Genomic DNA, 25,064 nt, shown 5'->3' with positions numbered 1-25,064 from the left:
TGCGGCCTAGTGTTGCGCATGCGCGCATTTGCCGTGATCGGCCAGAATTTCGATGACGCGGCATTCGGCAACGCGGCCGTGCCGGCATCCCTCCACCATCAGTTCCAGCTCGGCTTTCAGCGCATTCAGGCTGCGGATGCGCTGCTCGACCTCGATGAGGCGCGCATTGGCAATGCCGTCGGCGGTTTCGCAGGGCTGGTTGGGATCATCCTGCAGGTGCAGCAGCGTGCGGATGGAGTCAATCTCGAAGCCGAGTTCGCGCGCATGGCGGATGAATGCCAGCCGGCGGATATCCGTGTCTTCATAGTGCCGCCGGTTGCCGTCGGTGCGCGCCGGTGCCGCCAGCAGCCCGATCTGTTCGTAATAGCGGATGGTCGGCACTTTGACACCGCTGCGCTTTGCTGCTTCGCCGATCGAAATTTCTTTCAACATTCCACTTGCTCCTCTAGTCACTAGAGCATGTAGCCTTGCCGGCAACAGAGTCAAGAGAGGTTGAATCATGACAGCAGCGCCAACGCAAACCCGCTTCCGGGTCGAAGGCATGGACTGTGCAAGCTGTGCGGCCAAGATCGATACGGCGGTGCGCCGGTTGCCTGGCGTGGCCGACATTTCCGTGTCGGTGACGGCGGGCACGATGACGGTCAAACACGACGGCACCGCCGATCTCGGTGTTCTCGAGAAAAAGGTCAACGGCCTCGGCTACAAGGTTTCGCCGCTGACAGCCAAGAGCCCGGCGCCCGTGCCGGCATCGTCATGCAGCGGGCATGACCATGCCAACCACAACCACGCGGATCATGATCACCACGACCATGACCATGCGGGCCACGATCATTCCGGGCATGACCATGCGGACACAAACGCGGCTGTGGCCGCTGCTCCGGTGCAAAGCGCCGGGCCCGCCCGCTGGTGGCAGAGCCGCAAGGGCTTTCTGACCATCATCAGCGGTGTCGCCCTTGTCGCGGCCTATGCTGTCGGCAAGCTTTATCCGGATATCGCCAACGGAGCCTTTGTCGTGGCGATGCTGGTCGGGCTGGTACCCATTGCCCGCCGTGCGCTGATGGCGGCGCGTTCCGGCACGCCCTTCTCCATCGAAATGCTGATGACGGTCGCAGCCATCGGCGCGGTGATCATTGGCGCGGGTGAAGAAGCCGCCGCCGTGGTCTTCCTGTTCCTGATCGGCGAAATGCTTGAAGGCGTTGCCGCCGGCCGTGCCCGCGCCAGCATTCAGGGCCTCGCCGATCTCGTCCCCAAAACCGCGCTGGTGGAGCGTGGCGGCAACACCGTCTCGGTTCCTGCCGATGCGCTTGCCATTGGTGATATCATTCTGGTGCGGCCGGGTGACCGTATTCCTGCCGATGGTGACATCACCGAGGGAACAAGCGAGATCGACGAGGCGCCGGTCACGGGCGAAAGCACGCCCAAGCGCAAGAATGCCGGTGACGCGGTCTTTGCCGGGACGATCAATACTGATGGCGTCCTGCGCATCGCCGTCACCGCGACGGCAAGCGACAACACCATCGCCCGGGTGATCCGTCTCGTGGAAGAAGCACAGGAAAGCAAGGCGCCGACGGAGCGGTTTATTGACGGTTTCTCCCACTATTACACACCGGGCATCATGGTCGTTGCGGCGCTCGTCGCCGTCGTCCCCCCCTTGTTCATGGGCGGCATCTGGAGCGAATGGGTCTATAAGGGCCTTGCCATTCTCCTGATCGGCTGCCCCTGCGCGCTTGTTATCTCGACACCGGCCGCCATTGCCGCCGGCCTCTCCGCGGGTGCGCGGCGCGGCCTGCTGATGAAGGGCGGTGCCGTGCTTGAAACCTTCCGGAAGGTGACGGCCGTCGCCTTTGACAAGACGGGCACCCTGACCGAAGGCAAGCCTGTGGTCACGGATATCGTTTCATTCGGCCTGCCAGAGCAGGAAGTGCTGTCGCTGGCTGCAGCGCTGGAAACCGGTTCCAGCCACCCTCTGGCGGTGGCCATTCTCGACCGGGCCAAGGCCGATGCCGTCACGGTTCTCCCGTCCACCGCGGCGAAGGCCGTTTCGGGCAAGGGCGTCGAGGGAACCGTCGGCGGCAAGGACGTGTTCCTCGGTTCGCCGCAGGCCGTCGCCGCAATGGCGCCGCTCAGCGCGGAACAGACGGCGTCCATTGCCGCGCTGAACGACCAGGGCAAAACGGTTTCCCTTGTGGTTGTCGATGGCAAGCTTGCGGGCTTGCTGGCCATGCGCGACGAGCCGAGGGCCGATGCGGAGCGCGGTCTTGCCGTGCTGAAAGAGCAGGGCATCAAGGCCGTCATGCTGACCGGCGACAACAGCCGCACCGCAGAGGCAATCGCTTCCAAGCTGGGGATCGAGCCGAGGGCGGAACTGCTGCCGCAGGACAAGCAGCGGATCGTCGGCGAGATGCAGCGCGCCGGCCTGACCGTGGCCAAGGTCGGCGACGGCATCAATGATGCTCCGGCGCTGGCCGCAGCCGACATCGGCATTGCCATGGGCGGCGGCACGGACGTGGCGCTTGAAACCGCCGATGCGGCAATCCTGCACGGCCGGGTGATTGATGTCGCCAATATGATCGACCTGTCGAAAACGGTGATGAGCAATATCCGCCAGAACATCGGCGTTGCGCTCGGCCTGAAGGCCGTCTTCCTGGTGACGACGATCATCGGTCTGACCGGTTTGTGGCCGGCGATCCTTGCCGATACCGGCGCGACGGTGCTGGTCACGGCCAATGCGATGCGGTTGCTCGGCTGGAAGGGCCGGGCGTAAGACATGATATGCGCGGCCTCCCGTCGGGGGGCCGTCAGACGCCGAGATAACGATCCTGAATCGCGCCGGTCAATTCGGCCGGCACACCACTCCAGACGGTGCGGCCCCGCTCAAGCACAAAGCAGCGGTCGGCCACCGGCAGAAGTTCGGACAGGGTCTTGTCGACGACCAGAATGGACTGGCCCTGCCGCTTCAATGCGGCGATGGCCTTCCAGATTTCCTGCCGGATAACAGGCGCAAGGCCCTCCGTTGCCTCATCGAGAACGATCAGCTTCGGGTTGGTCATCAGGGCGCGCGCCACGGCAAGCATCTGCTGCTCGCCGCCCGACAGCGAGTTGGCATATTGCCCGGACCGCTCCGCCAGGCGCGGGAAGAGGGCATTGACCTCCTTGATGGTCCAGAATCCCTTTCGCGCTGAAGCCAGCAGATTTTCCGCCACCGTCAGGTTGGGAAAGCAGCGCCGTCCTTCCGGCACCAGTCCCAGCCCAAGCCGGGCGATGCGATAGGGTTTTGCCGCCGAAATATCGGCGCCGGCGAAACGGACCGTGCCACGGTGCAGCGGCGAGAGCCCGAAGATCGAGCGGATGGTGGTGGTCTTGCCCATGCCGTTGCGGCCCATCAGCGCAACGGCTTCGCCTTCCGCCATCGCGAGATCGACACCGAAAAGCGCCTGCGACGCGCCGTAGAAGGTCTCGACACCGTCAAGTTCCAGCAGCATCAGACGCTCTCCCCGAGATAGGCTTCACGCACCAGCGGATTGCGGCGGATGTCGTCGACCGTGCCGGTGGCGATGATGCGGCCATAGACCAGCACCGAAATGCGGTCGGCGAGGGCAAAGACCGCATCCATATCGTGTTCGATCAAAAGGATCGGTGCCTCGTGCCGCAGCGTGTCGAGAAAGGCGGTGAGGCGTTTCGAGCCTTCCGGTCCCATGCCCGCCATCGGCTCGTCAAGCAGGAAGGCTTTCGGACCGAGCGCCAGTGCAATGGCAATTTCCAGCTGCCGCCGTTCGCCATGGGAAAGTTCGGCGCTGGGTATGTCGGCCCGGTCAAGCAGTCCCACCCGGCCAAGCATGTCGCGCGCGGTATCCTTGAGCGACGCATCGGTCATCACAGGCTTCCAGAAACGGAAACTCGACCCCTGATTGGCCTGCACGGCCAGCATGACATTGCGCAGCGCCGAAAACTCGGGCGTCAGCGACGAGATCTGGAAGGTACGGCCGAGCCCCAGTTGCGCGCGGTGCGAGACGCCAAGCGCCGAGACATCCCGGCCCATGAAATGGATGGAGCCGCTATTGTGCTTCAGCGTTCCGGCGATCTGGTGGATCAGTGTCGATTTCCCCGCACCGTTCGGCCCGATCAGCGCGTGGATTTCGCCGGGATGAAGATCAAGGCTGACATCGTCGGTGGCCTTCAGCGCGCCGAAGGATTTGCACAGGTTCCGGATGCTGAGGACGGGTTCAGCCATGACGCACCTTCCCGGCCAGAAGCCCGATGAGACCGCCGCGCCCGAACAGGACGACGGCGAGCAGAATGAGGCCGAGAAACAGCTGCCAATGCTCCGTCAGCCCGCCGAGGGCAAATTCGAACAGCACGAACAGGATGGCGCCGGCGACGGGCCCGAAGAGACGGCCGGTGCCGCCCAGTATGATCAGCACGATGAGTTCGCCGGACATGCTCCACGACAGCATGGACGGACCGACAAAGCGGTTGAGATCGGCAAACAGCGCACCGGCAATGGCGGTGATCATGCCCGACAGGATGAACGCGACGAGGCGGATGCGCAGCGGCCGGATGCCGATGGACGCCACCCGCACCTCGTTCTGCCGCGTGGCCTGCAGCGCCGCACCGAAGCGCGAGTCCCTGAGCCGGGAGAAGGCGAACAGTGCCAGCAGGAGCAGGCCATAGGCGATCAGGAAGAAGCTGAGGGGATTGAGCGTGTTCACCCCGGGAAAGCCGTTGCGCATGGTGATCGACAGGCCATCCTCGCCGCCATAGGCGGGCCAGGAGATGGCGAAGTAATAGATCATCTGGGCGAAGGCGAGGGTGATCATGATGAAATAGACGCCTGAGGTGCGCAGGCTGATCAGGCCGATCAGCAGGGCGGCCAGACCGGCAACGACGGCGCTCACCAGCCAGATCACCGGCATCTGGTTTGTCGCCAAGATCATGACGGGCGCGGTGAGCAGCGGGGTCTGGTTGAAGGCATGGGTGGCAAAGATGCCGGCGGCATAGCCGCCGATGCCGAAAAAGGCGGCATGGCCGAAGGAGACAAGGCCGCCAAGGCCGAGCGCGAGGTTCAGCCCCACCGCGGCAAGCGCAAGAATGGCAATGCGGGTGGCAAGGGTCACGTAGAAAGGCTCGCCCATGCCATGGGCCGCAACGGCGCAGGCTGGCACGATCAAGGCCAGGGCGATATTCACAAGGCGTTCGCGATCAGCCATTCCGCCCCTCACGCATTGACCGCAAAGAGGCCCTTCGGCCTCACTGCCAGAATGAAGGCCATGACGATATAGATGAGCATCGAGGCGATGGCCGCGCCTGCCGTGGCCGCCTGTGACGGCTGCATGAACAGGGTGAAAAGCTGCGGCAGCAGGAACCGGCCCATGGTGTCGACCACGCCGACAAGAATGGCGCCGGCCAGCGCGCCCTTGATGGAGCCGATGCCGCCGATGACGATGACGACGAAGGCGAGGATGAGCACCGGTTCGCCCATGCCGACCTGCACCGATTGCAGCGCACCGACAAGCGCGCCGGCGAGGCCAGCCAGCGCCGCGCCAAGGGCAAAGACGATGGTGTTGAGCGAAGCGATGTCGACGCCGAGCGCGCCAATCATTTCCCGGTCGGATTCACCGGCGCGGATGCGCATGCCGAGCCTTGTCTTTGCGATCAGCAGATAAAGCCCGATGGCGACGATGAGACCGGCGCCGATGATGGCAAGCCGGTAAAGCTGGTACTGCCCGCCGCCCGGCAGGCTGATCGCGCCCTGCAGCACTTTCGGGATGTCGAGATAGAGCGGAAAGGAGCCGAACACCCAGCGCGTGCCCTCGGAAAAGATCAGGATGAGCGCGAAGGTGGCGAGAACCTGATCGAGATGATCGCGGTTGTAGAGACGGCGGATCACCGTGACTTCGACGATGGCGCCTGCGGCGGCAGCGGCAATGAGGCTTGCCACCAGGCCGAGCCAGAACGAGCCGGTATAGGCGGCGACCGCCGCGCAGGCGAAGGCCCCGACCATATAGAGCGAGCCATGGGCAAGGTTGATCACGCCCATGACGCCGAAGATCAGCGTCAATCCGGCGGCCATCAGAAACAGCATGACGCCGAACTGCAGGCCGTTCAGGGCTTGTTCGATGAGGAGAGCCGAAGACAAGGTTCAATCCAATCCGATGAGACGATCAAAGGCATAATGGGCGTGCTGATTTTTCGTCCGCGCGCCCGTCTATCGTTCACATCTTGCAGCTGGCCGCATAGGCATCCTGGTGATCGGTGAAGCTGGTGGCGACGATCTTGTTGGTGAGAACGCCGTCTTCCTTGATCACTTCACGCACATAGATGTCCTGGATCGGGTGGTTGTTGTTGCCGAACTTGAATTTGCCGCGCACGGAATCGAACTTGGCTTCCTTGAGGGCGGCCCGGAACGCATCCTTGTCCTTGACGCTGGCCTTGGCAACGGCCGAGAGGATCAGGTTGGCCGTGTCGTAGCCCTGTGTCGCATAGAGCGATGGCAGGCGCTTGTACTCGGCCTTGAAAGCGGCGACGTATTTCTTGTTGGCGGCGTTATCGAGGTCCTTCGACCAATGCGACGAGTTCTTCACGCCGATGGCCGCATCGCCGATGGCGCCGAGCACATCCTGATCGAAGGAGAAGCCGGGACCCATGACAGGCGTGGAAATGCCGGACTGCGAGTACTGCTTCATGAAGGCGATGCCCATGCCGCCGGGCAGGAAGAAGTAGACGGAATCGGCACCCGAAGCGCGGATCTGCGCGATCTCGGTGGCATAATCGGTCTGGCCGACCTTGGTGTAGAGCTCGCCTGCCAGCGCACCCTTGTAGAAGCGCTTGAAGCCGGTCAACGCATCGGTGCCGGCGGGATAGTTCGGCGCAAGAATGAAGGTCTTCTTGTAGTTTGCCGTGTTGGCATAATTGCCCATGGCCTCATGCAGGTTGTCGTTCTGGTAGGCGACGTTGAAATAGTTGGGGTTGCAGTTGGCACCGGCCAGCGCCGATGGGCCGGCATTGGTCGAGAGGTAGAAGGTGCCCTGGCCGACAACGCCCGGCACGACCGCCATGGCGAGGTTGGACCAGACGATACCGGTCAGGATGTCGACTTTTTCGCTCTGGACCATCTTGTCGGCGATCTGCACGGCAAGTTCCGGCTTCTGCGCATCGTCCTCGACGATGACTTTGATGTCCTTGTTGCCGGACTCCTTGATGGCGAGAAGGAAGCCGTCGCGGATATCGATGCCAAGGCCTGCCCCGCCGCCGGACAATGTCGTGATCATGCCGATCTTCACGGGTTCGGCCATGGCCTGACCGGCAAAAGTCAAACCCGCCATCAATGCCGCTGCTGCTATTCGTTTCATTGCGTCGTTCCCCTTATTTTATGGTTCATCTCAATTCTAAATTGTTTCGCGATGCAAGTGCCCGTGCCAACTAACGCCTGGTTGTTGCGTCCTCCGCAAAGTCCGCCAGAGCGGGACAGGCATCATACCGCCCGGAAGGATGGATCTGGCCGCAGCGCTCCAGCGTGTTCGTGATCGCCGCGATCCCGAGCGCCTCCAGCATCTCGTGCGGGCCGTGGCGGAAATTCAGGCCGAGCTTCAGCGCGGTATCGATTCCCGCTGTCGTGGCCAGTCCCTGTCCGAAGGCGAAGGCCGCTTCGTTGACCAGCATGGCCGCCACGCGCAGGAATATGAGCCCTGAAGTGTCCGTCACCTCGTGCAGTTCAACCCCCAGCGACTTGGCTTGCAGTGCTATGGACTGGATGTCCGCGTCGCGCAGATCATGCTGGGCGAAGGCGAGGGAAACGGGACCGCGCCACTGGCCGATCTGCCGGTCAAGCACGATCACCGGCTGGCGGCTGTGCATGGACAGTTCGCGGGCCGTCCGCCCGTCGCTCAGATGAACCGCCACGCCCGTCCGGGTTTCCAGTTGCCGCTTCAACTCGTCGACAGTCGATATGGAACTGTCACCGGGCAGCACATTGTCCTGACGCGGATAGGTGAAAAATCCGCTTCCGGTTTTGCGGCCGAGCATGCCCTTGGCCTTCATATCCTCGAGGAGCGGTGACGGCTTGAAACGTGGCGACCGGTCGAATCCCTGCCATACGGAGGCTGTTGCGGCGAGGTTGATATCCACGCCGACAAGATCGATCAGCTCGAACGGCCCGAGCGGAAAGCCGCCTGACGATGTGAGGCACATGTCGATGGTTGCTGCATCGGTAACGAGATCTTCCAGAAGTTGCAGCGCTTCGCCGTAGAAGGGCCGGGCACAGCGATTGACGAGAAAGCCGGGGCTGTCGCGCACCTCGACGGGCTGCTTGCCCAAGATCTTGACGAGACCGGACAGCCGTTCGGCCATACCCGCTTCCGTCTGCGGACCGGCGACGACCTCGACCAGCTTCATCAGCGGGGCAGGGTTGAAGAAATGCAGCCCGGCAAAGCGCTGGGGATGCCGGATCGTGCGGGCAATCGCTTCGACCGAAAGGGAAGAGGTGTTGGTGGCAAAGAGGCAATCCGTGGCGCAGACCTTCTCCAGCGCCTGAAACAGGTCTGCCTTGGCGTCCAGCGTCTCGATGATGGCTTCGATGACAAGATGCGCCGGCGCCATATCCTGCAAGGTCGCGGCAATGACGATGTTCCCGGCGCAGGCGTCGCGCTCGCCTTCCGTCGATTTGCCGCGGGCGATGCGCTGGCCGATATCGGCAAGGATCGCAGCCTTCGCCTTGGCGGCCATGCCGTCCTGCGTGTCATAGAGGATTGTCTTTATTCCGGATCGTGCCAGCAGATGCGCGATGCCCCGGCCCATGGTGCCTGCACCGGCAACGCCGACAATGTTGACCGGCTCGCCCACGCTAGCGCCCCCGGAATTCGGGTTGGCGCTTGGCGCGGAAGGCGGCAATGCCCTCGGCCTTGTCGTCGGTGGACAAAAGCAATTCGAATGACCGGCGCTCCAGCGCCAGGGCATTCTGATCGTCCAGTGCTGTCAGCACCGCCTGCTTGACGAACTGCTGGGCCAGCGGCGCGCCCTTGGCGAGTTTGGCGGCAATATTTTCAGCCGCCGCAAGGCTTTCCCCGGCAGGGGTGCCGTGTGACGCAATACCCCAGTCGAACGCATCGGTGCCGCTGATGGTTTCACCTGTCAGCAGCAGGCGCATCGCCCGGGATTTTCCCAGAAGCGCTGTCAGCCGCTGGATGCCGCCGGCACCGGGAATGAGGCCAAGCCGGATTTCCGGCTGTCCGAAAGTGGCGTTGCCAGCCGCCACGATCAGGTCGCAGCGCTGCGCCAGTTCAAATCCGCCGCCGAGACAATAGCCCTCGACCGCCGCGATCAGCGGCTTGCGCACCCTGGCGATGGCGTCCCATGCATGCAGGCGCAGATCGTGCACGCCATCGACGGATGTCTTGTCGGCGATCTCGCCGATGTCAGCGCCAGAAGCAAAATTGCCCTCGGCGCCGGTGAGGATGATGGTGCGGATTGCGGGGTCGCGGTCAAAGCGCGCGAGGCTGTCGGCCAGCTGCTTGAGCATGCTGGTGTTCAGCGCGTTGCGCGCTTCGGGGCGTGTCAATGTCAGGATGGCGTAACCATCCTTCACGTCGGTTTGGATATAGTTTTCCATATCGCATCCCCCCTGCAGTTTGCTCTGCTTGACCTGACTATCCCTATAAATCGGAAATTATTCAAGCTTGAAATTTCATGCTTGAAATTATTTTGATGCGGTGACACGATGAGCAAGGTCAAACGGGAGTGTGCCTGATGAAGATCGCCTGTCTTGGAGGAGGGCCCGCCGGTCTCTATTTCGCGATCAGCATGAAGCTGCGCGATCCCGGCCACGACATCACGGTGATCGAGCGCAACAGGGCCGATGACACCTTCGGCTGGGGCGTGGTGCTGTCAAGCGAAACCCTGTCCAACCTTGCCGCTAACGATCCCGTCAGTGCCGACGCGATCCGCGACCATTTCGCCTATTGGGACGATATTGCCGTTCATTTCAAGCAGACCGAGACAGTGTCGACCGGCCACGGCTTTTGCGGCATCGGGCGCAAGACGCTGCTGATGCTGCTGCAGGAGCGGGCGCGCGAACTCGGCGTCAAGCTGCAGTTTGAAACACCTGTCGAAGACATTGCTGCCCTTGCCAAGGATTACGATCTGGTCGTTGCCGCCGACGGGTTGAATTCCCGCGCCCGCTCGACCTTTGCCGCGCATTTCAAGCCGGAAATCGACACGCGCAAATGCAAGTTCGTCTGGCTTGGCACACACCAGAAATTCGACGATGCCTTCACGTTCATCTTTGAGGAAACCGAGCACGGCTGGGTCTGGGCGCATGCCTACCAGTTCGATGCCGATACCGCGACATTCATCGTCGAATGCAGCCAGGAAACCTGGGACAAGTTCGGCTTTGGCGGCATGAGCCAGCAGGAGTCGATTGCGGTCTGCGAGCGGATTTTCGCCAGATATCTTGGCGGCCATGCGCTGATGACCAATGCCAACCATATCCGCGGTTCGGCCTGGATCAGTTTCCCGCGCGTGCTGTGCGAAAAATGGTCCCACGACAATGTGGTCCTGCTGGGGGATGCGGCGGCGACCGCGCATTTCTCCATCGGTTCCGGCACCAAGCTGGCGCTGGAAAGCGCGATTGCCCTCGCCAATTATCTCCATTCGGAAAAGTCCGTTGCGGACGCCTTTGCCAAATATGAGGACGAGCGGCGGCTGCAGGTGCTGCGGCTACAATCGGCAGCGCGCAATTCGCTCGAATGGTTCGAGGAGGTCGAGCGCTATTTCGATCTCGATCCGGTCCAGTTCAACTATTCGCTTCTGACCCGTTCGCAGCGCATCAGCCATGAGAATCTGCGGCTGCGTGACAGGGCGTGGCTGGGAAGCGCCGAAGCCTGGTTTCAGGAAAAGGCCGGGGCGAAGAGCGGGACGCAGCGCGCACCGATGTTTGCGCCGTTCAAACTGCGTGATCTGACCCTGAAGAACCGCATCGTGGTCTCGCCGATGGCGCAGTACAAGGCCGTCGACGGGACACCCACTGATTGGCATCTCGTCCACTACGGCGAGCGCGCCAAGGGCGGGGCGGGTCTGGTGACCATCGAGATGACCTGCATCAGCCCGCAAGGGCGGATCACGCCCGGCTGCACCGGCATGTATGCGCCGGAACACGAAGCGGCGTGGAAGCGGATTGTCGGTTTCATCCATGCAGAGACCGGTGCCAAGGTCAGCTGCCAGCTTGGCCATTCCGGTGCGAAGGGCTCGACGCGCCTCGGCTGGGAGGGAACGGATGTGCCTTTGCCCGACGGCAACTGGCCGGTTCTGTCCGCCTCCGATCTGCCGTGGTCAGCGGACAACCAGACACCTACCGCGATGACCCGCGCCGATATGGACCGGGTGCGCGACCAGTTCGTTGCCTCGGCCGAAATGGCTGACCGGGCCGGGTTCGACATGCTGGAAATCCATGCGGCGCATGGCTATCTCCTGTCGTCGTTCATAACGCCGGTCATGAACAACCGCACCGACGCCTATGGCGGCTCCCTGGAAAACCGCATGCGCTATCCGCTGGAGATATTCCGTGCGGTGCGTCTCGTCTGGCCGTCGGGAAAGCCGATCTCCATGCGCATTTCCGCCAATGACTGGGTGGGCGACAAGGGCATAACCCCGCAGGATGCCGTCGATATCGCACGGATGCTGCAGGAGGCGGGTGTCGATATCTGCGACGTGTCGGCTGGGCAGACCTCGATAGACGCCAAGCCGGTGTATGGCCGCATGTTCCAGACACCGTTCTCCGACCGCATCCGCAACGAGACGGGCATGGCAACCATGGCCGTCGGCAATATCTACGAGCCGGATCATGCCAATTCCATCCTGCTTGCCGGTCGTGCCGATCTGGTGTGCCTTGCACGCCCGCATCTGGCCGATCCCTACTGGACCCTGCATGCGGCCGTGGCGCTGGGTGACAAGGGCGTGGACTGGCCGAAACCCTATTATCCCGGTCGGGACCAGATGTACCGGCTGGCGGAGCGTGCCGAAGTCATTGCTCCCATCGAGGGCGCGTAGATGACGCAATCACTCCAAGGCAAGGTCGCATTGGTCACCGGCGGCGGGTCCGGCGTCGGCGCCGCCATCGCGCTTGCCCTGGCGGGCGAGGGTGCAAAGGTGGTGATCGCGGGCCGCCGGATGGAAGCCTTGAATGAGATCGCGGCACAGTCGGAACGCATTATTCCCATCGCTGCTGATGTCACGGATGAGGGCTCGTCCCGCCATCTGTTCGACCGCATCCGCAGCGACGTCGGTCCGCTCGACATCGCCATTGCCAATGCCGGGTCGGCTGCCAGCACGCCATTCCAGAAGCTCGACCTTGCGACATGGCAAAGCCAGATCGATCTCAACCTGACCGGCGTGTTCCTGACCTTCCAGCAGGGACTGCCTGATATGCTGGCGAAGAACAACGGGCGGCTGATTGCCATTGGCTCGACGGCGGGCCTGAAAGGCTATCCCTATGTCTCAGCCTATGCCGCAGCCAAGCATGGTGTGATCGGGCTGGTGCAATCGCTGGCGCTGGAACTGGCGAAGTCTGGGGTGACAGTCAATGCCGTCTGCCCCGGCTTCACCGAGACGCCGATGCTTGAACGCGCCATCGGCACGATCATGCAGAAAACCGGCAAGAGCCATGCGGACGCCGTTGCAGCCCTTGTTGCATCCAATCCGCAGAAACGGCTGATCCAGCCTGCGGAGATCGCGCAGACGGTGCTCTGGCTGTGCGGCGCGCATTCCGGCTCCGTCACCGGTCAGGCCATATCCATTTCAGGAGGCGAAGTATGAGCAGCAAGACCAGCCCGTCCGCCGCCCGCAAAGCCGGGCCCGAGCAGGTGAAGCAGAGCCTGCGCGTCTGGCTGAAAATGCTCAAGGCGACCAAGCATGTCGAGGCGGTGGTGCGCGAAAACCTGCGGGTCGAATTCGATACGACCCTGCCGCGTTTCGACGTCATGGCCGCGCTCTACCGGTTCGAGGAAGGGCTGAAGATGAGCGAACTCTCCTCGGCGCTGCGGGTTTCCAACGGCAATGTCACCGGCATCATCGAGCGGCTCGTGTCGGACGGGTCGGTGCTGCGGGTGCCGGTTGCGGGTGACAAACGCGCCATGCTGGTCCGGCTGACGCAGCGGGGCCGGGATGAGTTCGCCCGGATGGCCGCCGCGCATGAACTGTGGATCAACGAGATTTTCGGCAGCCTGCCGCTGGATGTGACAGCCGGGCTGCTCGCCACGCTGGACACAATCGAACATGCGCAGGGACTGCACAGCGAGGGGGAACACGATGCGTGAGATGGCAAATTACACGGCGACCCATTTCAAATGGCATGTCACCGATGGCATCGCGGTCATCTCGCTTGACCGGCCGGAGCGCAAGAACCCGCTGACCTTCGACAGCTATGCCGAACTGCGCGACTGTTTTCGCGCGCTCGTCTATGCCGATGACATCAAGGCCGTGGTTTTCGGTTCCAATGGCGGCAATTTCTGCTCGGGCGGCGATGTGCACGACATCATCGGGCCGCTTCTGAAGATGGACATGAAGAGCCTGCTGGAATTCACCCGCATGACGGGCGATCTGGTCAAGGCCATCATGCATTGTGGCAAGCCGGTTATCGCCGCCGTGGACGGCGTGTGCGTCGGTGCCGGCGCCATCATCGCCATGGCGTCCGACCTGCGTCTCGCGACACCGGCCGCCAAAACCGCCTTCCTGTTCACGCGTGTCGGACTTGCCGGCTGTGACATGGGCGCCTGTGCCATCCTGCCACGGATTATCGGCCAGGGGCGCGCCGCCGAGCTGCTCTATACCGGGCGCAGCATGTCCGCCGAAGAGGGCGAGCGCTGGGGTTTCTACAACCGCATTGTCGATGCGGAAACGCTGGACGCTGAGGCGCTGAAACTGGCAAGGCGCCTCGCCGAAGGCCCGACATTCGGCCATATGATGACCAAGACGATGCTGAACCAGGAATGGTCCATGTCAATTGATCAGGCCATCGAGGCGGAGGCGCAGGCGCAGGCGCTTTGCATGCAGACGCAGGATTTCCAGCGTGCCTATGATGCCTTCGTTGCGCATCAGACCCCCGCGTTCAAGGGCGACTGAGATGATGGACCGCAGCTTCCTTTCATGGCCGTTCTTCGACGATGTGCATCGCCGGCTCGCCGATGCGGTGGAGCAGTGGGCCACGGATAACACCGGCCATATCGATCATGAAAATGTCGATGACGCCTGCCGAGGGCTGGTTGCCAGACTTGGAGAAGCCGGTCTTCTCAAACACACGGCGGTTGACCCCACCGCCGGTGGCAAGCTTGATGTGCGCAGCCTTTGCATCATCCGCGAGACGCTGGCGCGGCATGACGGCCTGGCGGATTTCGCCTTTGCCATGCAAGGGCTCGGCACTGGTGCGCTTTCCCTGTTCGGGACCGATGCGCAGAAGCGGGAATGGCTGACGCGGACGCGGGCGGGCAAGGCGCTCTCCGCCTTCGCCCTCAGCGAACCGCAGTCGGGATCCGACGTTGCCAATCTTGAACTGTCAGCCGTGCGCGATGGCGACGGATTTGTCCTCAACGGCGAAAAGACCTGGATTTCCAATGGCGGCATCGCCGATGTCTATACGGTGTTTGCCCGCACCGGCGAGGGGGAGGGTGCCAAGGGCATTTCCGCCTTCATCGTGCCCGCGGATACGCCGGGCCTGATTGTTGCCGAACGGCTTGAAGTTATCGCGCCGCATCCGCTGGCGCGGCTGGTCTTTGACAATTGCCGGATACCGGCATCCGCTCTCATCGGTTCACCGGGACAGGGCTTTCGCATTGCCATGTCGGTGCTTGACGTCTTCCGCTCGACCGTGGCGGCAGCTGCGCTGGGCTTTGCCCGCAGGGCGCTGGAGGAAGCGGTCAAGCGCGCCAATGGCCGTCACCTCTTCGGCGCACCCATGTCAGATCTGCAGATGGTGCAGGGGCATATCGCCGATATGGCACTGGATATCGATGCGGCGGCGCTGCTCGTCTACCGGGCGGCGTGGCTGAAGGACAGCGGCGCCGAGCGGGTCAGCCGGGAAGCCGCCATGGCCAAGCTCTATGCCACGGACCGCGCGCAGAGCGTGATCGACAAGGCGGTTCAGATTCACGGCGGGGACGGCGTGCGCAAAGGCAGTGTCGTCGAGCGCCTCTACCGGGAAATCAGGGCATTGCGCATCTATGAAGGTGCGTCGGACGTACAAAAAATAATCATCGCAAGGCATGAACTTGCAAGGGGATAAAGAGAATGTTGGGACCATCGGCGCATACGGATCACTTTACCCGGGATAATCTTCCTCCGTTCGAGGAATGGCCGGAACTGCTGATGGAGAATTTCCAGTATCCGGAATGGCTGAATGCCGCCGTGGAACTGACCGATGCGATGGTCGCCAAGGGGTTCGGCGACAATACGGCGCTGATCGGCAATGGCCGCCGCCGGACCTACAAGGAACTCACCGACTGGACCAACCGCATCGCCCATGCGCTGGTGGAAAATTATGGTGTCGAGCCGGGCAACCGCATTCTGATCCGCTCCGCCAACAATCCGGCGATGGTTGCCTGCTGGCTGGCAGCAACCAAGGTGGGTGCCGTGGTCGTCAATACCATGCCGATGCTGCGGGCCGGCGAACTCACGCAGATCGTCGACAAGGCGCAGATATCCCTGGCACTGTGCGATACGCGGCTGCTGGAAGACATGGAAACCTGCGCCAAAACAAGCAGGTTCCTGAAGCGCGTTGTCGGCTTTGATGGTACGGCCAATCACGAGGCGGAACTGGACCGGATCGCGCTCGACAAATCCGTTCGTTTCGAGGCGGTGAAGACCGGCCGCGATGATGTGGCCTTGCTTGGCTTCACGTCGGGCACCACCGGCGAGCCGAAGGCGACGATGCACTTTCATCGTGATCTTCTCATCATCGCCGACGGCTATGCGAAGGAAGTGCTTGATGTGCGTCCCGACGATATTTTCGTGGGCTCGCCGCCGCTTGCCTTCACCTTCGGTCTTGGCGGGCTGGCAATCTTTCCCCTGCGGTTCGGCGCGGCGGCAACTCTTCTGGAACAGGCAACGCCGCCGAAAATGATCGACATCATCGAGACCTACAAGGCAACGATCAGCTTTACCGCGCCGACCGCCTACCGGGTCATGCTGCAGGCGATGAACGAGGGTGCAGACCTTTCCTCGCTGCGCATCGCGGTTTCGGCGGGCGAGACGCTGCCGGCGCCGATCTACGAAGCCTGGATGCAGAAGACCGGCAAGCCGCTGCTCGACGGTATCGGCGCCACGGAAATGCTGCACATCTTCATCAGCAACCGGCTGGAGGATTCGGGGCCGGGCAAGACGGGCAAGCCCGTCAGCGGCTACCAGGCCATTATAGTCGATGAGGCGATGCGCGAAGTGCCGCGCGGCGAGATCGGCAGGCTGGCGGTGCGCGGGCCGATCGGCTGCCGCTATCTCGCCGACAAGCGCCAGAAGAATTATGTGCGCGACGGCTGGAATTTGACCGGCGATTCCTTCTTTCAGGACGCGGATGGCTATTTCCATTTTGCCGCGCGCTCCGACGACATGATCATCTCCGCCGGCTACAACATTGCCGGTCCCGAGGTGGAAGCGGCATTGCTCGCCCATCCCGACGTCAGCGAATGCGCCGTCATCGGTGCGCCAGACGCGGAGCGCGGCCAGATCGTGCAGGCGCATGTGGTGCTGCAGGCGGGTGTGGCGGCCAGCGAGGAAACGGCCAAGCGCTTGCAGGACCATGTCAAACAGGTCATAGCGCCGTACAAATATCCGCGTTCGATCAAATTCCTCGATGCGCTGCCCAAGACGGCGACCGGGAAAATACAGCGCTTTCAATTGCGCAAGGCATATCAGCAATAACCCATGTAATAATCAGGCAGGACATTCGAATGGCAGAGATCATACACCCGCAGGGCTGGCCGGCGGCAAAGGGATACTCCAACGGCATGGCAGCCGAGGGGAAGGTCATCTTTGTCGGCGGCCAGATCGGCTGGACCAAGGACCAGACATTCGAGACCGATGATTTCGTCGAGCAGGCCGAGCAGGCGATGCGCAACATTGTCGATATCCTGGCAAGCGCCGGTGCCGAGACAACCGATCTCGTGCGGCTGACCTGGTTCATCACCGACAAGAAGATCTATGTCGCCGAACAGAAACGGCTGGGCGAAGCCTATCGTCGTGTCTTCGGCCGGCACTATCCGGCGATGACCCTGGTGCAGGTCGTGGCCCTCCTGGAAGATCGCGCTTTGGTTGAAATCGAGGCGACAGCCGTCATTCCTGCCCGCTGATTGCACGGGCAGGAGCGCACTGTCTAGGCGGCCTTGCTGGCCGCCAGAAACGCCAGCTTGGCCGGGATGGCCAGCAGTTTGGAGCGCTCAACCCGTTCCGGCGTGTAGTGGTGCTCGACATCGAGGCAATTGACCGTGCCGAGCAGCTCGCCCGCAATCACCACGGGAATGTTGATGACCGAGCCGCAGCCGAGCGCCCAGATCGTTTCATGGTCGGAAAACACCGTCGCGATATCGGCGATGGTGTTGGCAACGAAGGACTGCCTGTCCTTGTGCACCGTGTCGAACCAGCGGTCATAGTGGATCGGCTTGGTGCCGGACACCGGATAGCTCTCGGCGTCGGAGGTGTATTCACGGCGGGCCAGCTCGTTCTTCATGTCGACGGTCATGATGGTGAACAGCTTGGCGCCGATGATCTTTTGCGACAGCGTCTGCAATGCCTGCCACGGAGCTTCGGCATGGGTGCCCGCGGCAATGGCCGCGTCAAATTCGGCCAATACAGTTGCTACTTCATCCTGTGTCATTTTCATTTCCTTGGGGTCATTGTTCAACCGGCATGCGCGACGCTGATATCCATCAGTTCACGCGAATAGGTTTCCTGGAGCGCACCGCGCTTGAGGTCGGCCACATCGGCAATCTCGACGATCCGTCCGTGACGCATCACCGCCAGACGGTCGCAGAGGAAGGACACGACGGGCAGATTGTGGGTCACCATGAGGAAGGTGAGGTTCTGTTCGCGGCGCAGGCGCTTCAGAAGGTTGAGAATTTCGGCCTGCACCGAGACATCGAGCGCCGAGGTCGGCTCGTCCAAAAGCAGAAGCTTGGGTTCAAGCATCAGGGCACGGGCGATGGCGACACGCTGGCGCTGGCCGCCGGACAATTGATGGGGATAGCGGAAGCGGAATTTGCGGTCGAGACCGACCGCAACCAGCATATCCTCGACCCGGCCGTTCTGGTTGCCGATGCCGTGGATGGCCAGCGGTTCGCTCAGGATGGCATCGATGGTCTTGCGCGGATGCAGCGAACCGTAGGGGTCCTGGAACACCATCTGGCAATGCCGGGCGAAATGCTGGTCGATACCATGCGTGCGCGGTTGGCCGAAAGCGGTGATCGAGCCGGTCCATTGCGGGGCAAGCCCGGCAATGGCCTTCAGCACCGTCGATTTGCCGGAGCCGCTTTCGCCGACCAGCGCAAAGCTCTCGCCCTCCGCGATATCAAGGCTGATGCCGTGGGTGATCTGCGTTTCACCATAGGAAATGTCGAGATTATTCAGAGAAAGCGCGGTCATTGTGCCACCCATGCGCTGCGGTCGAGAACAGGCAGCTCCTCACGCGTTTCATCGAGCCGCGGAATGGCGGCAATCAGCCCGCGCGTATAGGGATGCACGGCGTTGCGCAATTCGCCCGCCTGGCATTCCTCGACGATCTCGCCGGTGTTCATCACCAGTATGCGGTCGCAATAGCTCGACACGAGGTTGAGGTCATGGCTGATGAAGATCAGCCCCATGCCTTTGCGTTTGACCTGCTCGTCGATGATATCGAGAACCTGTGCCTGCACCGAAACGTCGAGCGCCGAGGTCGGCTCGTCGGCAATCAGCAGATCGGGCTCGGGGATGAGCATCATGGCGATCATCACCCGCTGGCCCATGCCGCCGGAAATTTCGTGCGGGTAGAGGCTGGCGACACGTTCGGGGTCATCGATGCGCACCGCTTCGAGCATAGTGAGCACGCGCTGCCGGGTTTCCCGGCGGGGCAAACGCTGGTGGGTTTGCAGCGCTTCGGCAATCTGCTCGCCCACGGTCATGACGGGGTTGAGCGAGAATTTCGGATCCTGCATCACCATGGAAATGCGGGCGCCGCGAATGCGGCGCATTGCCCTCTCTGACTGTTGCAGCAAGTCGATACCATCAAAACGGAACGTGTCCGCACGGATCGTTCCCGGCGCGCGGATGAGTTTGAGGATGGCGCGCCCCGTCATCGATTTGCCCGAACCGCTTTCGCCGACAATCCCCAGCCGTTCGCGGCCAAGGGTGAAGGAAACACCGCGCACCACGTCGATCATGCCCTTCTGTGTGGGGAAGGAAACGCGCAGGTTTGCAATCTCAAGCAGGGGCGTGCTCACCGCTGTTCTCCACTCTTGGGATCAAGGACGTCACGCAGGCCATCGCCGAGGAAGCAGAAGCCGAGGCTGACAATGATGATGGCAAAGCCCGGCATGGTGGCGACCCACCACTGGTCGAGGATGAACGAGCGGCCGCGCGCAATCATGGCGCCCCATTCGGGCAAGGGAGGCTGCGCCCCGAGGCCGATGAAGCCGAGACCGGCGGCGGTCAGGATGATGCCGGCCATATCGAGCGTGACGCGCACGATCATCGAGGAGGTGCACAGCGGCAGCACGTGGCCGAGAATGACCCGCAGCGACGATGCGCCCTGCAGGCGGATGGCGGCAATGAACTCCGCATTCTTGAAGGTGAGTGTCTCAGCCCGGGCGATACGGGCGTAGCCGGGCCATGAGGTGATGGCGATGGCGATGATGGCGTTCTCGATGCCGGGCCCCAATGCCGCGACGAGGGCGAGCGCCAGAATGAGTTTCGGCATGGACAGGAAAATATCGGTGACACCCATGAGGACGCGGTCAATCCATCCGCCGAAATAGCCTGATATGGCGCCGATAATCAGTCCGGCAGGCGCTGCCAGCACCGCGACCAGCACGACGATCACAAGGGTAATGCGCGCGCCGTAGACGACGCGGGACCAGATATCCCGCCCAAGCTCGTCGGTGCCCATCCAGTTGCCGCTGCCGGGCGGCAGCAGACGCTGCGCCAGATCCTGCTTCAGCGGATCATGGGTGGCGATCAGCGGCGCGAAGATCGCCGTGAGGATCAGCACCAGAATGATGATCGCGCCGACGGCTGCCAGCGGATTGCGCGACAGGGCGCCGCATATCCGGTAGAGGCGGCCGAGCCGGGCCTGCAGGCGGGAGGCGGGGCTGTCGTCGATCAGCCAGCTATGGACGTTTGCCATCAGGAGCTCCTAACGCGCACGGGGATCGAGGACGCGGTAGAGCACGTCGGAAATCTTGTTGATGCCGATGAACACCGCTCCGATCACCAGCGTGGCGCCGAGAACGGCGGACATGTCGGCATTGAGCAGCGCCACGGTGAGATAATTGCCGATGCCCGGCCAGGAGAAGATCGTCTCGATCATCACCGAGCCCTCCAGCAGGCCTGCATAGGAAAGGCCGATCACGGTAATCAGGGGAACCAGAATGGGACGGAAGGCATGGCGCCAGATGACCAGCCGCTCCGAAACGCCTTTGACGCGCGCTGTCGTCACATATTCCTGCGACAGCTGGTCGAGCATGAAGGAGCGCGTCATGCGCGCGATATAGGCAAGGCTGAAGAAGCCGAGCACGGAGGCTGGCAAGACCAGATGCCAGAGCGCATTGACAAAAATCTCGGTTTCACCGGCAAGCAGGCTGTCGATCAGCACGATGCCGGTGACGGGGTCGACGAGGCCATCATAGAAGATGTCGAGGCGACCGGGTCCGGCGACCCATTTCAGGCGGGCATAGAAAACGGCAAGGCCGACAAGGCCGAGCCAGAAGGCAGGCACGGCATAGCCCAAAAGCCCGATCACCCGGATGACCTGATCAACAAGGCTGCCCCGGCGGCTGGCCGCATAGACGCCCATGGGAACGCCGAGCAGGACGCCGATGATGATGCCGAGCGTTGCCATTTCGAGTGTTGCGGGAAACACGCGCTTCAGGTCATCGAGAACGAGTTTGCCCGTCGACACGGATGTGCCGAGGTCACCCGACAGGACCGAGCCGACATAGCGGATGAACTGGATAGGCGCCGGCTGGTCCAGGCCCATCTGCAGCCGTGCCGCCTCGTAGACAGCGCGCGGCGCCCGGTCACCCACGACGGCCAGAACCGGGTCGATGGGAACAACGCGGCCGATAAAGAAGGTGATTGACAGAAGCCCGAGAAAGGTGATGAGCACCGATACGATGAACCCGGCCAGCCCAAGCAGCAGGCGGGCGCCACGGCTCCTGTGCAAGCCCGGCCGTCTGACCGGCTTGGCGGCAATATCTGCCACTGTTTCGGATTCGAATGCCAAACCCAGAGCCTTCCCCATTTTGGGCCATTGGGTTGGCCCATGTGTGTCGATTGTTCCCGTTGATCCCGGTCTGAAAGTCGGAGGTGTAATGATACTTTCCCTGACCTCGCCGAAGATTCTGCTTGGACCATACAAAAATTTTTGCTTAGATCAAAGAAATTTTACTGGGATTGGAATCGCCCATGACGTCCGAACTTCGCAACGCTGCGCCACAGCCCAAGGTCGGGGCCATGATCCGGGCACGCCGGCGGCAACTGCAGCTGACATTGCAGGAAATCTGCGACGCTGCAGGTATTTCGGTCGGCTATCTCAGCCAGGTCGAGCGCGATCATGCCACACCATCGCTGGGAACGCTTGCACAGATTGCACGCAGTCTCGACGTCGGGGTGGATTATTTCATTGCCACGCCCACGGCGGAAGATGCGCTGACGCGCCAGGGCGAGCGGCAGAAGTTTTCGGTTGATGGTTCCTCCATTGTCTACGAACAGATCGCCGCGGATTTTGCCGGGAACGTCCTCTCGTCCGTCATCATGCACATACCAGCGGGTTATCGTTCCGAAACGGTCAGCCACGAAGGCGAAGAAATTCTCTACGTGCTGGAGGGTGCCATCACCCACAGGCTCGATGACGAGGAAGTGGTGATCTCGGCGGGCGACAGCCTGCATTTTCGCGGCAACCGGCCCCATGCCTGGTGGAATGACACCGACAAGACGGCGCGGGTTCTATGGACAGGAACATTGCCCGTGTTCCGGCCCCGGCTCTAAAACCTTCAACAAAAAACCCAACAACAAGAACAATCCAGAGGAGAATGAAGAATGAAACTGTTCAAGACGGCATTGCTGGCCGCTTCCATGATCGTATCGGCAGCACCGCTTGCCCATGCGGCAACGCCCGGCAATGCGCTTGTCGTGGCCCAGAATATCGACGACATCGTCAGTATCGATCCGGCCGAGGCGTACGAGTTTACGTCAGGTGAATATGTGACGCAGACCTATGACCGTCTGGTGCAGTATGATGCGCCCGATGTGAAGACGCTGGCGCCAGGTCTAGCGACGGCGTGGACGGCGGATGATGCCGCCAGGACCATCACCTTCACCCTGCGGGACGGCGTGAAATTCACATCCGGCAACCCGCTGCGTGCGGAAGATGTGGTCTATTCCTGGAAGCGCGTCATCGCGCTGAACAAGGCGCCCGCCTTCATCCTGGCGCAGCTGGGCTGGACCCCTGCAAACTATGACAAGATGGTCACTGCTTCGGGCAATAAGATCGTGGTCAAATATGATGGCGATTTCTCGTCCGCCTTTGTGCTCAACGTACTTGCCGCCCGCCCGGCCTCGATCATCGATGCCGTGACGGTACAGGGCCACGAAGCCAATGGCGACATGGGCAATGCCTGGCTCAAGGCGAATTCCGCGGGGACAGGCCCCTTCGTCCTGAAGGCTTTCCGTCCGGCCGAGATCATCAACCTTGCCGGCAATCCCAACTATTTCGGCGGTGCACCGGCAATGAAGTCGGTCATCATCCGCCATGTGGCGGAAGCGGCGACCCAGCAATTGCTGCTTGAATCCGGCGATGTGGACATTGCCAAGAACCTGACGCCGGATCAGGTCGCCAGCCTTTCGACCAAGGGCACGGTCAATGTGGAAACCTATCCGCAGGCCGCCGTGCATTTTCTTAGCCTGAACCAGAAGGACGAGGCGCTGACCAACCCGGCAATCTGGGAGGCCGCACGGTATCTCGTCAACTACAAGGGCATGACGGATTCGTTCCTCAAGGGCCAGATGCAGGTGCATCAGGCATTCTGGCCGGCGGGTTTCCCCGGATCGCTCGATGAGACGCCCTATACCTATGATCCGGCCAAGGCGAAGAAGATCCTTGCCGATGCCGGCGTGAAAACCCCGATCAAGGTGACGCTGGACGTGATCAATTCAACGCCGTTCACCGACATGGCGCAGTCGCTGCAGGCGGGCTTTGCCGAAGCCGGGATCAACTTCAACATCATTCCGGGGACGGGCAGCCAGGTCATCACCAAATACCGTGCCCGCACTCATGAAGCCATGCTGCTCTATTGGGGCCCGGATTTCATGGACCCGGATTCGAACGCCAAGGCATTTGCCTTCAACGAGGACAATTCGGACGGCAACTACCAGTCGACCACCACGTGGCGCAATGGCTGGGCGGTGCCTGCCGAACTCAATGCAAAAACGAAGGCGGCGCGTGCAGAGGCGGACCAGTCCAAGCGCAATCAGATGTATGTCGACCTGCAGAAGCAGGTGCAGGCGAAATCACCGATCATCGTCATGTTCCAGGCGGCCACACAGGTTGCGCTCGCCAAGACTGTTTCGGGCTATGTGAACGGTGCAACATCGGACTTCGTCTTCTACCGCCTCGTGAAGAAGAACTGACCAGAAACTTTAAAGGCCGTCCGGATCGTCGGGCGGCCTCGCCACGGCATCCATAACAACGGGAATAGTAAAATGTCTGAACTTCGGATGGCGCGCCTGCGGGAGCGCATGGCTGAAACCGGAACCGATCTTGTCGTCGTCGGTCCGTCCTCGCATATGGTCTGGCTTGCCGGGCTCTCGCCCCATGGCGACGAGCGGCCGGTCATGCTGTTTGTCGGCAGGGATCACGCCGGGATACTGATGCCGGCACTCAATGCCGACAGCTCGCGCCAGCATACCGACCTGCCGTTCTATCCATGGACGGACGGCGAGGGTCCCGATGCGGCGCTGGCCGCTGTTTTGAAAGACGTCGTCGGGACAAAACAGGATATCAGGATCGCGCTCGATGAAACGATGCGGGCGGATTTCGCCCTGCTGGTGATCAATGCACTGCCGGGTGCCAAGCGCACCTTCCTCAACGACACCGTCGGCTATCTGCGCGCCCGCAAGGACGAGGCGGAATATGCCGCGCTCAAGGCCAATGCGCTCATCAATGACGGTGCGATGCGTGCAGCTTTTGCCGCGTTGAAGCCCGGCGTGACCGAGCTCGAGATTGCTGGTGTTGTCCGGGACTACTACAAGGCAAACAATGCGAAGCCGGAATTCACCAGCGTCTGTTTCGGTGAAAATGGCGCATATCCGCACCATCACACCGGCGAGCGCGTACTGAAGGCCAATGAAGCGGTGCTGATCGACATTGGCGGGCGCAGTGACGGCTATCCCAGCGACATGACCCGCGTTGCCGTCTGCGGTGAAACGCCTGAAGATTTCGACAAGGTGCACGCGGTTCTCGATGCCGCCGTCAAGGCGGCGCTGGCTGCGGCCAAACCGGGGGTTGCCGCCAAGGAAGTCGACAAGGCGGCGCGCGATGTCATCACCCAGGCGGGTTACGGTGAATATTTCCTGCACCGCACCGGCCATGGCATGGGCATCGACATCCACGAGCCGCCCTATATCACCGCAACGTCCGAGGCCATTCTCGAGGATGGGCATGTGTTCTCGATCGAGCCGGGCATTTACCTCAGCGGCAAATTCGGCGTCCGCCTCGAGGAAATCGTCATCATGCGCGGCAACAGGGCGGAAGTGCTGTCCGAACTGCCGCGGGCTGCCTTCAAGGCCTGATCCATTGCGCTGAAGGCGGCCGTTTCGGGTGCGAAGCGGCCGCCCGCACTACT

General features: G+C 62.0%; 24 protein-coding genes. 11 read left to right on the top strand and 13 right to left on the bottom strand.

All coding sequences use genetic code 11. From position 1 onward, the window contains the following. Positions 1 to 6: 6 nt before the first annotated feature. A complete protein-coding gene (locus J1W56_RS21865) occupies positions 7 to 429 on the bottom strand; it encodes a MerR family transcriptional regulator (RefSeq protein WP_105735390.1) in 423 nt (140 codons plus the stop codon). Positions 430 to 499: 70 nt separating this feature from the next. Between J1W56_RS21865 and J1W56_RS21860 the strand changes: the two genes are divergently transcribed. Continuing rightward, on the top strand, positions 500 to 2,764 hold the full coding sequence (locus J1W56_RS21860; RefSeq protein ID WP_223615408.1) for a heavy metal translocating P-type ATPase: 2,265 nt from the start codon (positions 500 to 502) through the stop codon (positions 2,762 to 2,764). 34 nt (positions 2,765 to 2,798) lie between these two features. Here the strand turns inward: J1W56_RS21860 and J1W56_RS21855 are convergent, their stop codons facing one another. From J1W56_RS21855 to J1W56_RS21825, 7 genes are all read right to left on the bottom strand, one after another. After that, positions 2,799 to 3,485: an ABC transporter ATP-binding protein gene (locus tag J1W56_RS21855; protein ID WP_223615514.1), complete on the bottom strand. Its 687-nt coding sequence runs from the start codon at positions 3,483 to 3,485 to the stop codon at positions 2,799 to 2,801. Continuing rightward, complete coding sequence (locus tag J1W56_RS21850) at positions 3,482 to 4,231, bottom strand: ABC transporter ATP-binding protein (RefSeq protein ID WP_223615407.1); 750 nt, start codon at positions 4,229 to 4,231, stop codon at positions 3,482 to 3,484. Before J1W56_RS21850 ends, J1W56_RS21855 begins: the two co-directional genes overlap by 4 nt. Then, complete coding sequence (locus J1W56_RS21845; RefSeq protein WP_223615406.1) at positions 4,224 to 5,207, bottom strand: branched-chain amino acid ABC transporter permease; 984 nt, start codon at positions 5,205 to 5,207, stop codon at positions 4,224 to 4,226. The genes J1W56_RS21850 and J1W56_RS21845 overlap by 8 nt, the downstream gene beginning before the upstream one ends. A gap of 8 nt (positions 5,208 to 5,215) precedes the next feature. Then, a complete protein-coding gene (locus J1W56_RS21840) occupies positions 5,216 to 6,136 on the bottom strand; it encodes a branched-chain amino acid ABC transporter permease (protein ID WP_223615405.1) in 921 nt (306 codons plus the stop codon). Between the two features lie 76 nt (positions 6,137 to 6,212). Then, positions 6,213 to 7,349 (bottom strand): ABC transporter substrate-binding protein, encoded by a 1,137-nt coding sequence (locus J1W56_RS21835; protein WP_130272211.1) that lies wholly within the window; start codon positions 7,347 to 7,349, stop codon positions 6,213 to 6,215. A gap of 70 nt (positions 7,350 to 7,419) precedes the next feature. Next, positions 7,420 to 8,838 (bottom strand): 3-hydroxyacyl-CoA dehydrogenase NAD-binding domain-containing protein, encoded by a 1,419-nt coding sequence (locus tag J1W56_RS21830; RefSeq protein WP_223615404.1) that lies wholly within the window; start codon positions 8,836 to 8,838, stop codon positions 7,420 to 7,422. Between the two features lies 1 nt (position 8,839). Beyond that, positions 8,840 to 9,604 carry an enoyl-CoA hydratase-related protein gene (locus J1W56_RS21825; protein WP_223615403.1) on the bottom strand — a complete coding sequence of 255 codons (765 nt, stop codon included), beginning with the start codon at positions 9,602 to 9,604 and terminating at the stop codon, positions 8,840 to 8,842. Between the two features lie 137 nt (positions 9,605 to 9,741). On the opposite strand from J1W56_RS21825, the gene J1W56_RS21820 reads away from it, so the two are divergent. The 7 genes from J1W56_RS21820 to J1W56_RS21790 are packed head-to-tail and all read left to right on the top strand — an operon-like array spanning position 9,742 to position 17,324. Beyond that, the gene (locus tag J1W56_RS21820; protein WP_223615402.1) at positions 9,742 to 12,039 is read left to right on the top strand and encodes a bifunctional salicylyl-CoA 5-hydroxylase/oxidoreductase; all 2,298 of its coding nucleotides are present in this window, start codon (positions 9,742 to 9,744) and stop codon (positions 12,037 to 12,039) included. Next, complete coding sequence (locus J1W56_RS21815; protein ID WP_223615401.1) at positions 12,040 to 12,804, top strand: SDR family NAD(P)-dependent oxidoreductase; 765 nt, start codon at positions 12,040 to 12,042, stop codon at positions 12,802 to 12,804. Further along, positions 12,801 to 13,304, top strand: a complete 504-nt coding sequence (locus J1W56_RS21810; protein WP_223615400.1) for a MarR family winged helix-turn-helix transcriptional regulator — start codon at positions 12,801 to 12,803, stop codon at positions 13,302 to 13,304. Before J1W56_RS21815 ends, J1W56_RS21810 begins: the two co-directional genes overlap by 4 nt. Beyond that, entirely contained in the window at positions 13,297 to 14,109 is an 813-nt protein-coding gene (locus tag J1W56_RS21805; RefSeq protein ID WP_223615399.1) for an enoyl-CoA hydratase family protein, read from the top strand. The genes J1W56_RS21810 and J1W56_RS21805 overlap by 8 nt, the downstream gene beginning before the upstream one ends. Position 14,110: 1 nt before the next feature. Then, positions 14,111 to 15,265, top strand: coding sequence for an acyl-CoA dehydrogenase family protein (locus J1W56_RS21800; RefSeq protein WP_223615398.1), 1,155 nt, complete (start codon positions 14,111 to 14,113; stop codon positions 15,263 to 15,265). Between the two features lie 5 nt (positions 15,266 to 15,270). After that, on the top strand, positions 15,271 to 16,896 hold the full coding sequence (locus tag J1W56_RS21795; RefSeq protein ID WP_223615397.1) for an AMP-binding protein: 1,626 nt from the start codon (positions 15,271 to 15,273) through the stop codon (positions 16,894 to 16,896). A 29-nt stretch (positions 16,897 to 16,925) separates the two neighbouring features. Beyond that, positions 16,926 to 17,324 carry a RidA family protein gene (locus tag J1W56_RS21790; RefSeq protein ID WP_223615396.1) on the top strand — a complete coding sequence of 133 codons (399 nt, stop codon included), beginning with the start codon at positions 16,926 to 16,928 and terminating at the stop codon, positions 17,322 to 17,324. Positions 17,325 to 17,347: 23 nt separating this feature from the next. On the opposite strand, the gene J1W56_RS21785 is transcribed toward J1W56_RS21790, so the two are convergent. From J1W56_RS21785 to J1W56_RS21765, 5 genes are read right to left on the bottom strand one after another with little or no spacing between them, the layout of a single operon-like run. Then, complete coding sequence (locus tag J1W56_RS21785; protein ID WP_223615395.1) at positions 17,348 to 17,848, bottom strand: GAF domain-containing protein; 501 nt, start codon at positions 17,846 to 17,848, stop codon at positions 17,348 to 17,350. 23 nt (positions 17,849 to 17,871) lie between these two features. Further along, positions 17,872 to 18,612: an ABC transporter ATP-binding protein gene (locus tag J1W56_RS21780; protein ID WP_223615394.1), complete on the bottom strand. Its 741-nt coding sequence runs from the start codon at positions 18,610 to 18,612 to the stop codon at positions 17,872 to 17,874. Then, positions 18,609 to 19,445, bottom strand: a complete 837-nt coding sequence (locus J1W56_RS21775) for an ABC transporter ATP-binding protein (protein ID WP_223615393.1) — start codon at positions 19,443 to 19,445, stop codon at positions 18,609 to 18,611. Before J1W56_RS21775 ends, J1W56_RS21780 begins: the two co-directional genes overlap by 4 nt. Continuing rightward, positions 19,442 to 20,347, bottom strand: coding sequence for an ABC transporter permease (locus tag J1W56_RS21770; protein ID WP_223615392.1), 906 nt, complete (start codon positions 20,345 to 20,347; stop codon positions 19,442 to 19,444). Before J1W56_RS21770 ends, J1W56_RS21775 begins: the two co-directional genes overlap by 4 nt. 9 nt (positions 20,348 to 20,356) lie before the next feature. Next, entirely contained in the window at positions 20,357 to 21,445 is a 1,089-nt protein-coding gene (locus tag J1W56_RS21765) for an ABC transporter permease (RefSeq protein ID WP_404928652.1), read from the bottom strand. A 182-nt stretch (positions 21,446 to 21,627) separates the two neighbouring features. Between J1W56_RS21765 and J1W56_RS21760 the strand changes: the two genes are divergently transcribed. From J1W56_RS21760 to J1W56_RS21750, 3 genes are all read left to right on the top strand, one after another. Beyond that, positions 21,628 to 22,209 carry a helix-turn-helix domain-containing protein gene (locus J1W56_RS21760; RefSeq protein WP_223615391.1) on the top strand — a complete coding sequence of 194 codons (582 nt, stop codon included), beginning with the start codon at positions 21,628 to 21,630 and terminating at the stop codon, positions 22,207 to 22,209. Between the two features lie 51 nt (positions 22,210 to 22,260). Then, entirely contained in the window at positions 22,261 to 23,850 is a 1,590-nt protein-coding gene (locus J1W56_RS21755; protein WP_223615390.1) for an ABC transporter substrate-binding protein, read from the top strand. A 72-nt stretch (positions 23,851 to 23,922) separates the two neighbouring features. Further along, positions 23,923 to 25,011, top strand: a complete 1,089-nt coding sequence (locus tag J1W56_RS21750; RefSeq protein WP_223615389.1) for a M24 family metallopeptidase — start codon at positions 23,923 to 23,925, stop codon at positions 25,009 to 25,011. Positions 25,012 to 25,064 lie beyond the last annotated feature (53 nt).

Source organism: Phyllobacterium calauticae (assembly GCF_019991125.1).
GTDB classification, from domain to species: Bacteria; Pseudomonadota; Alphaproteobacteria; order Rhizobiales; family Rhizobiaceae; genus Phyllobacterium; species Phyllobacterium calauticae.
The sequence above is the reverse complement of the archived record's forward strand: the minus strand, read 5'-3'. Positions and strand labels throughout refer to the sequence as shown.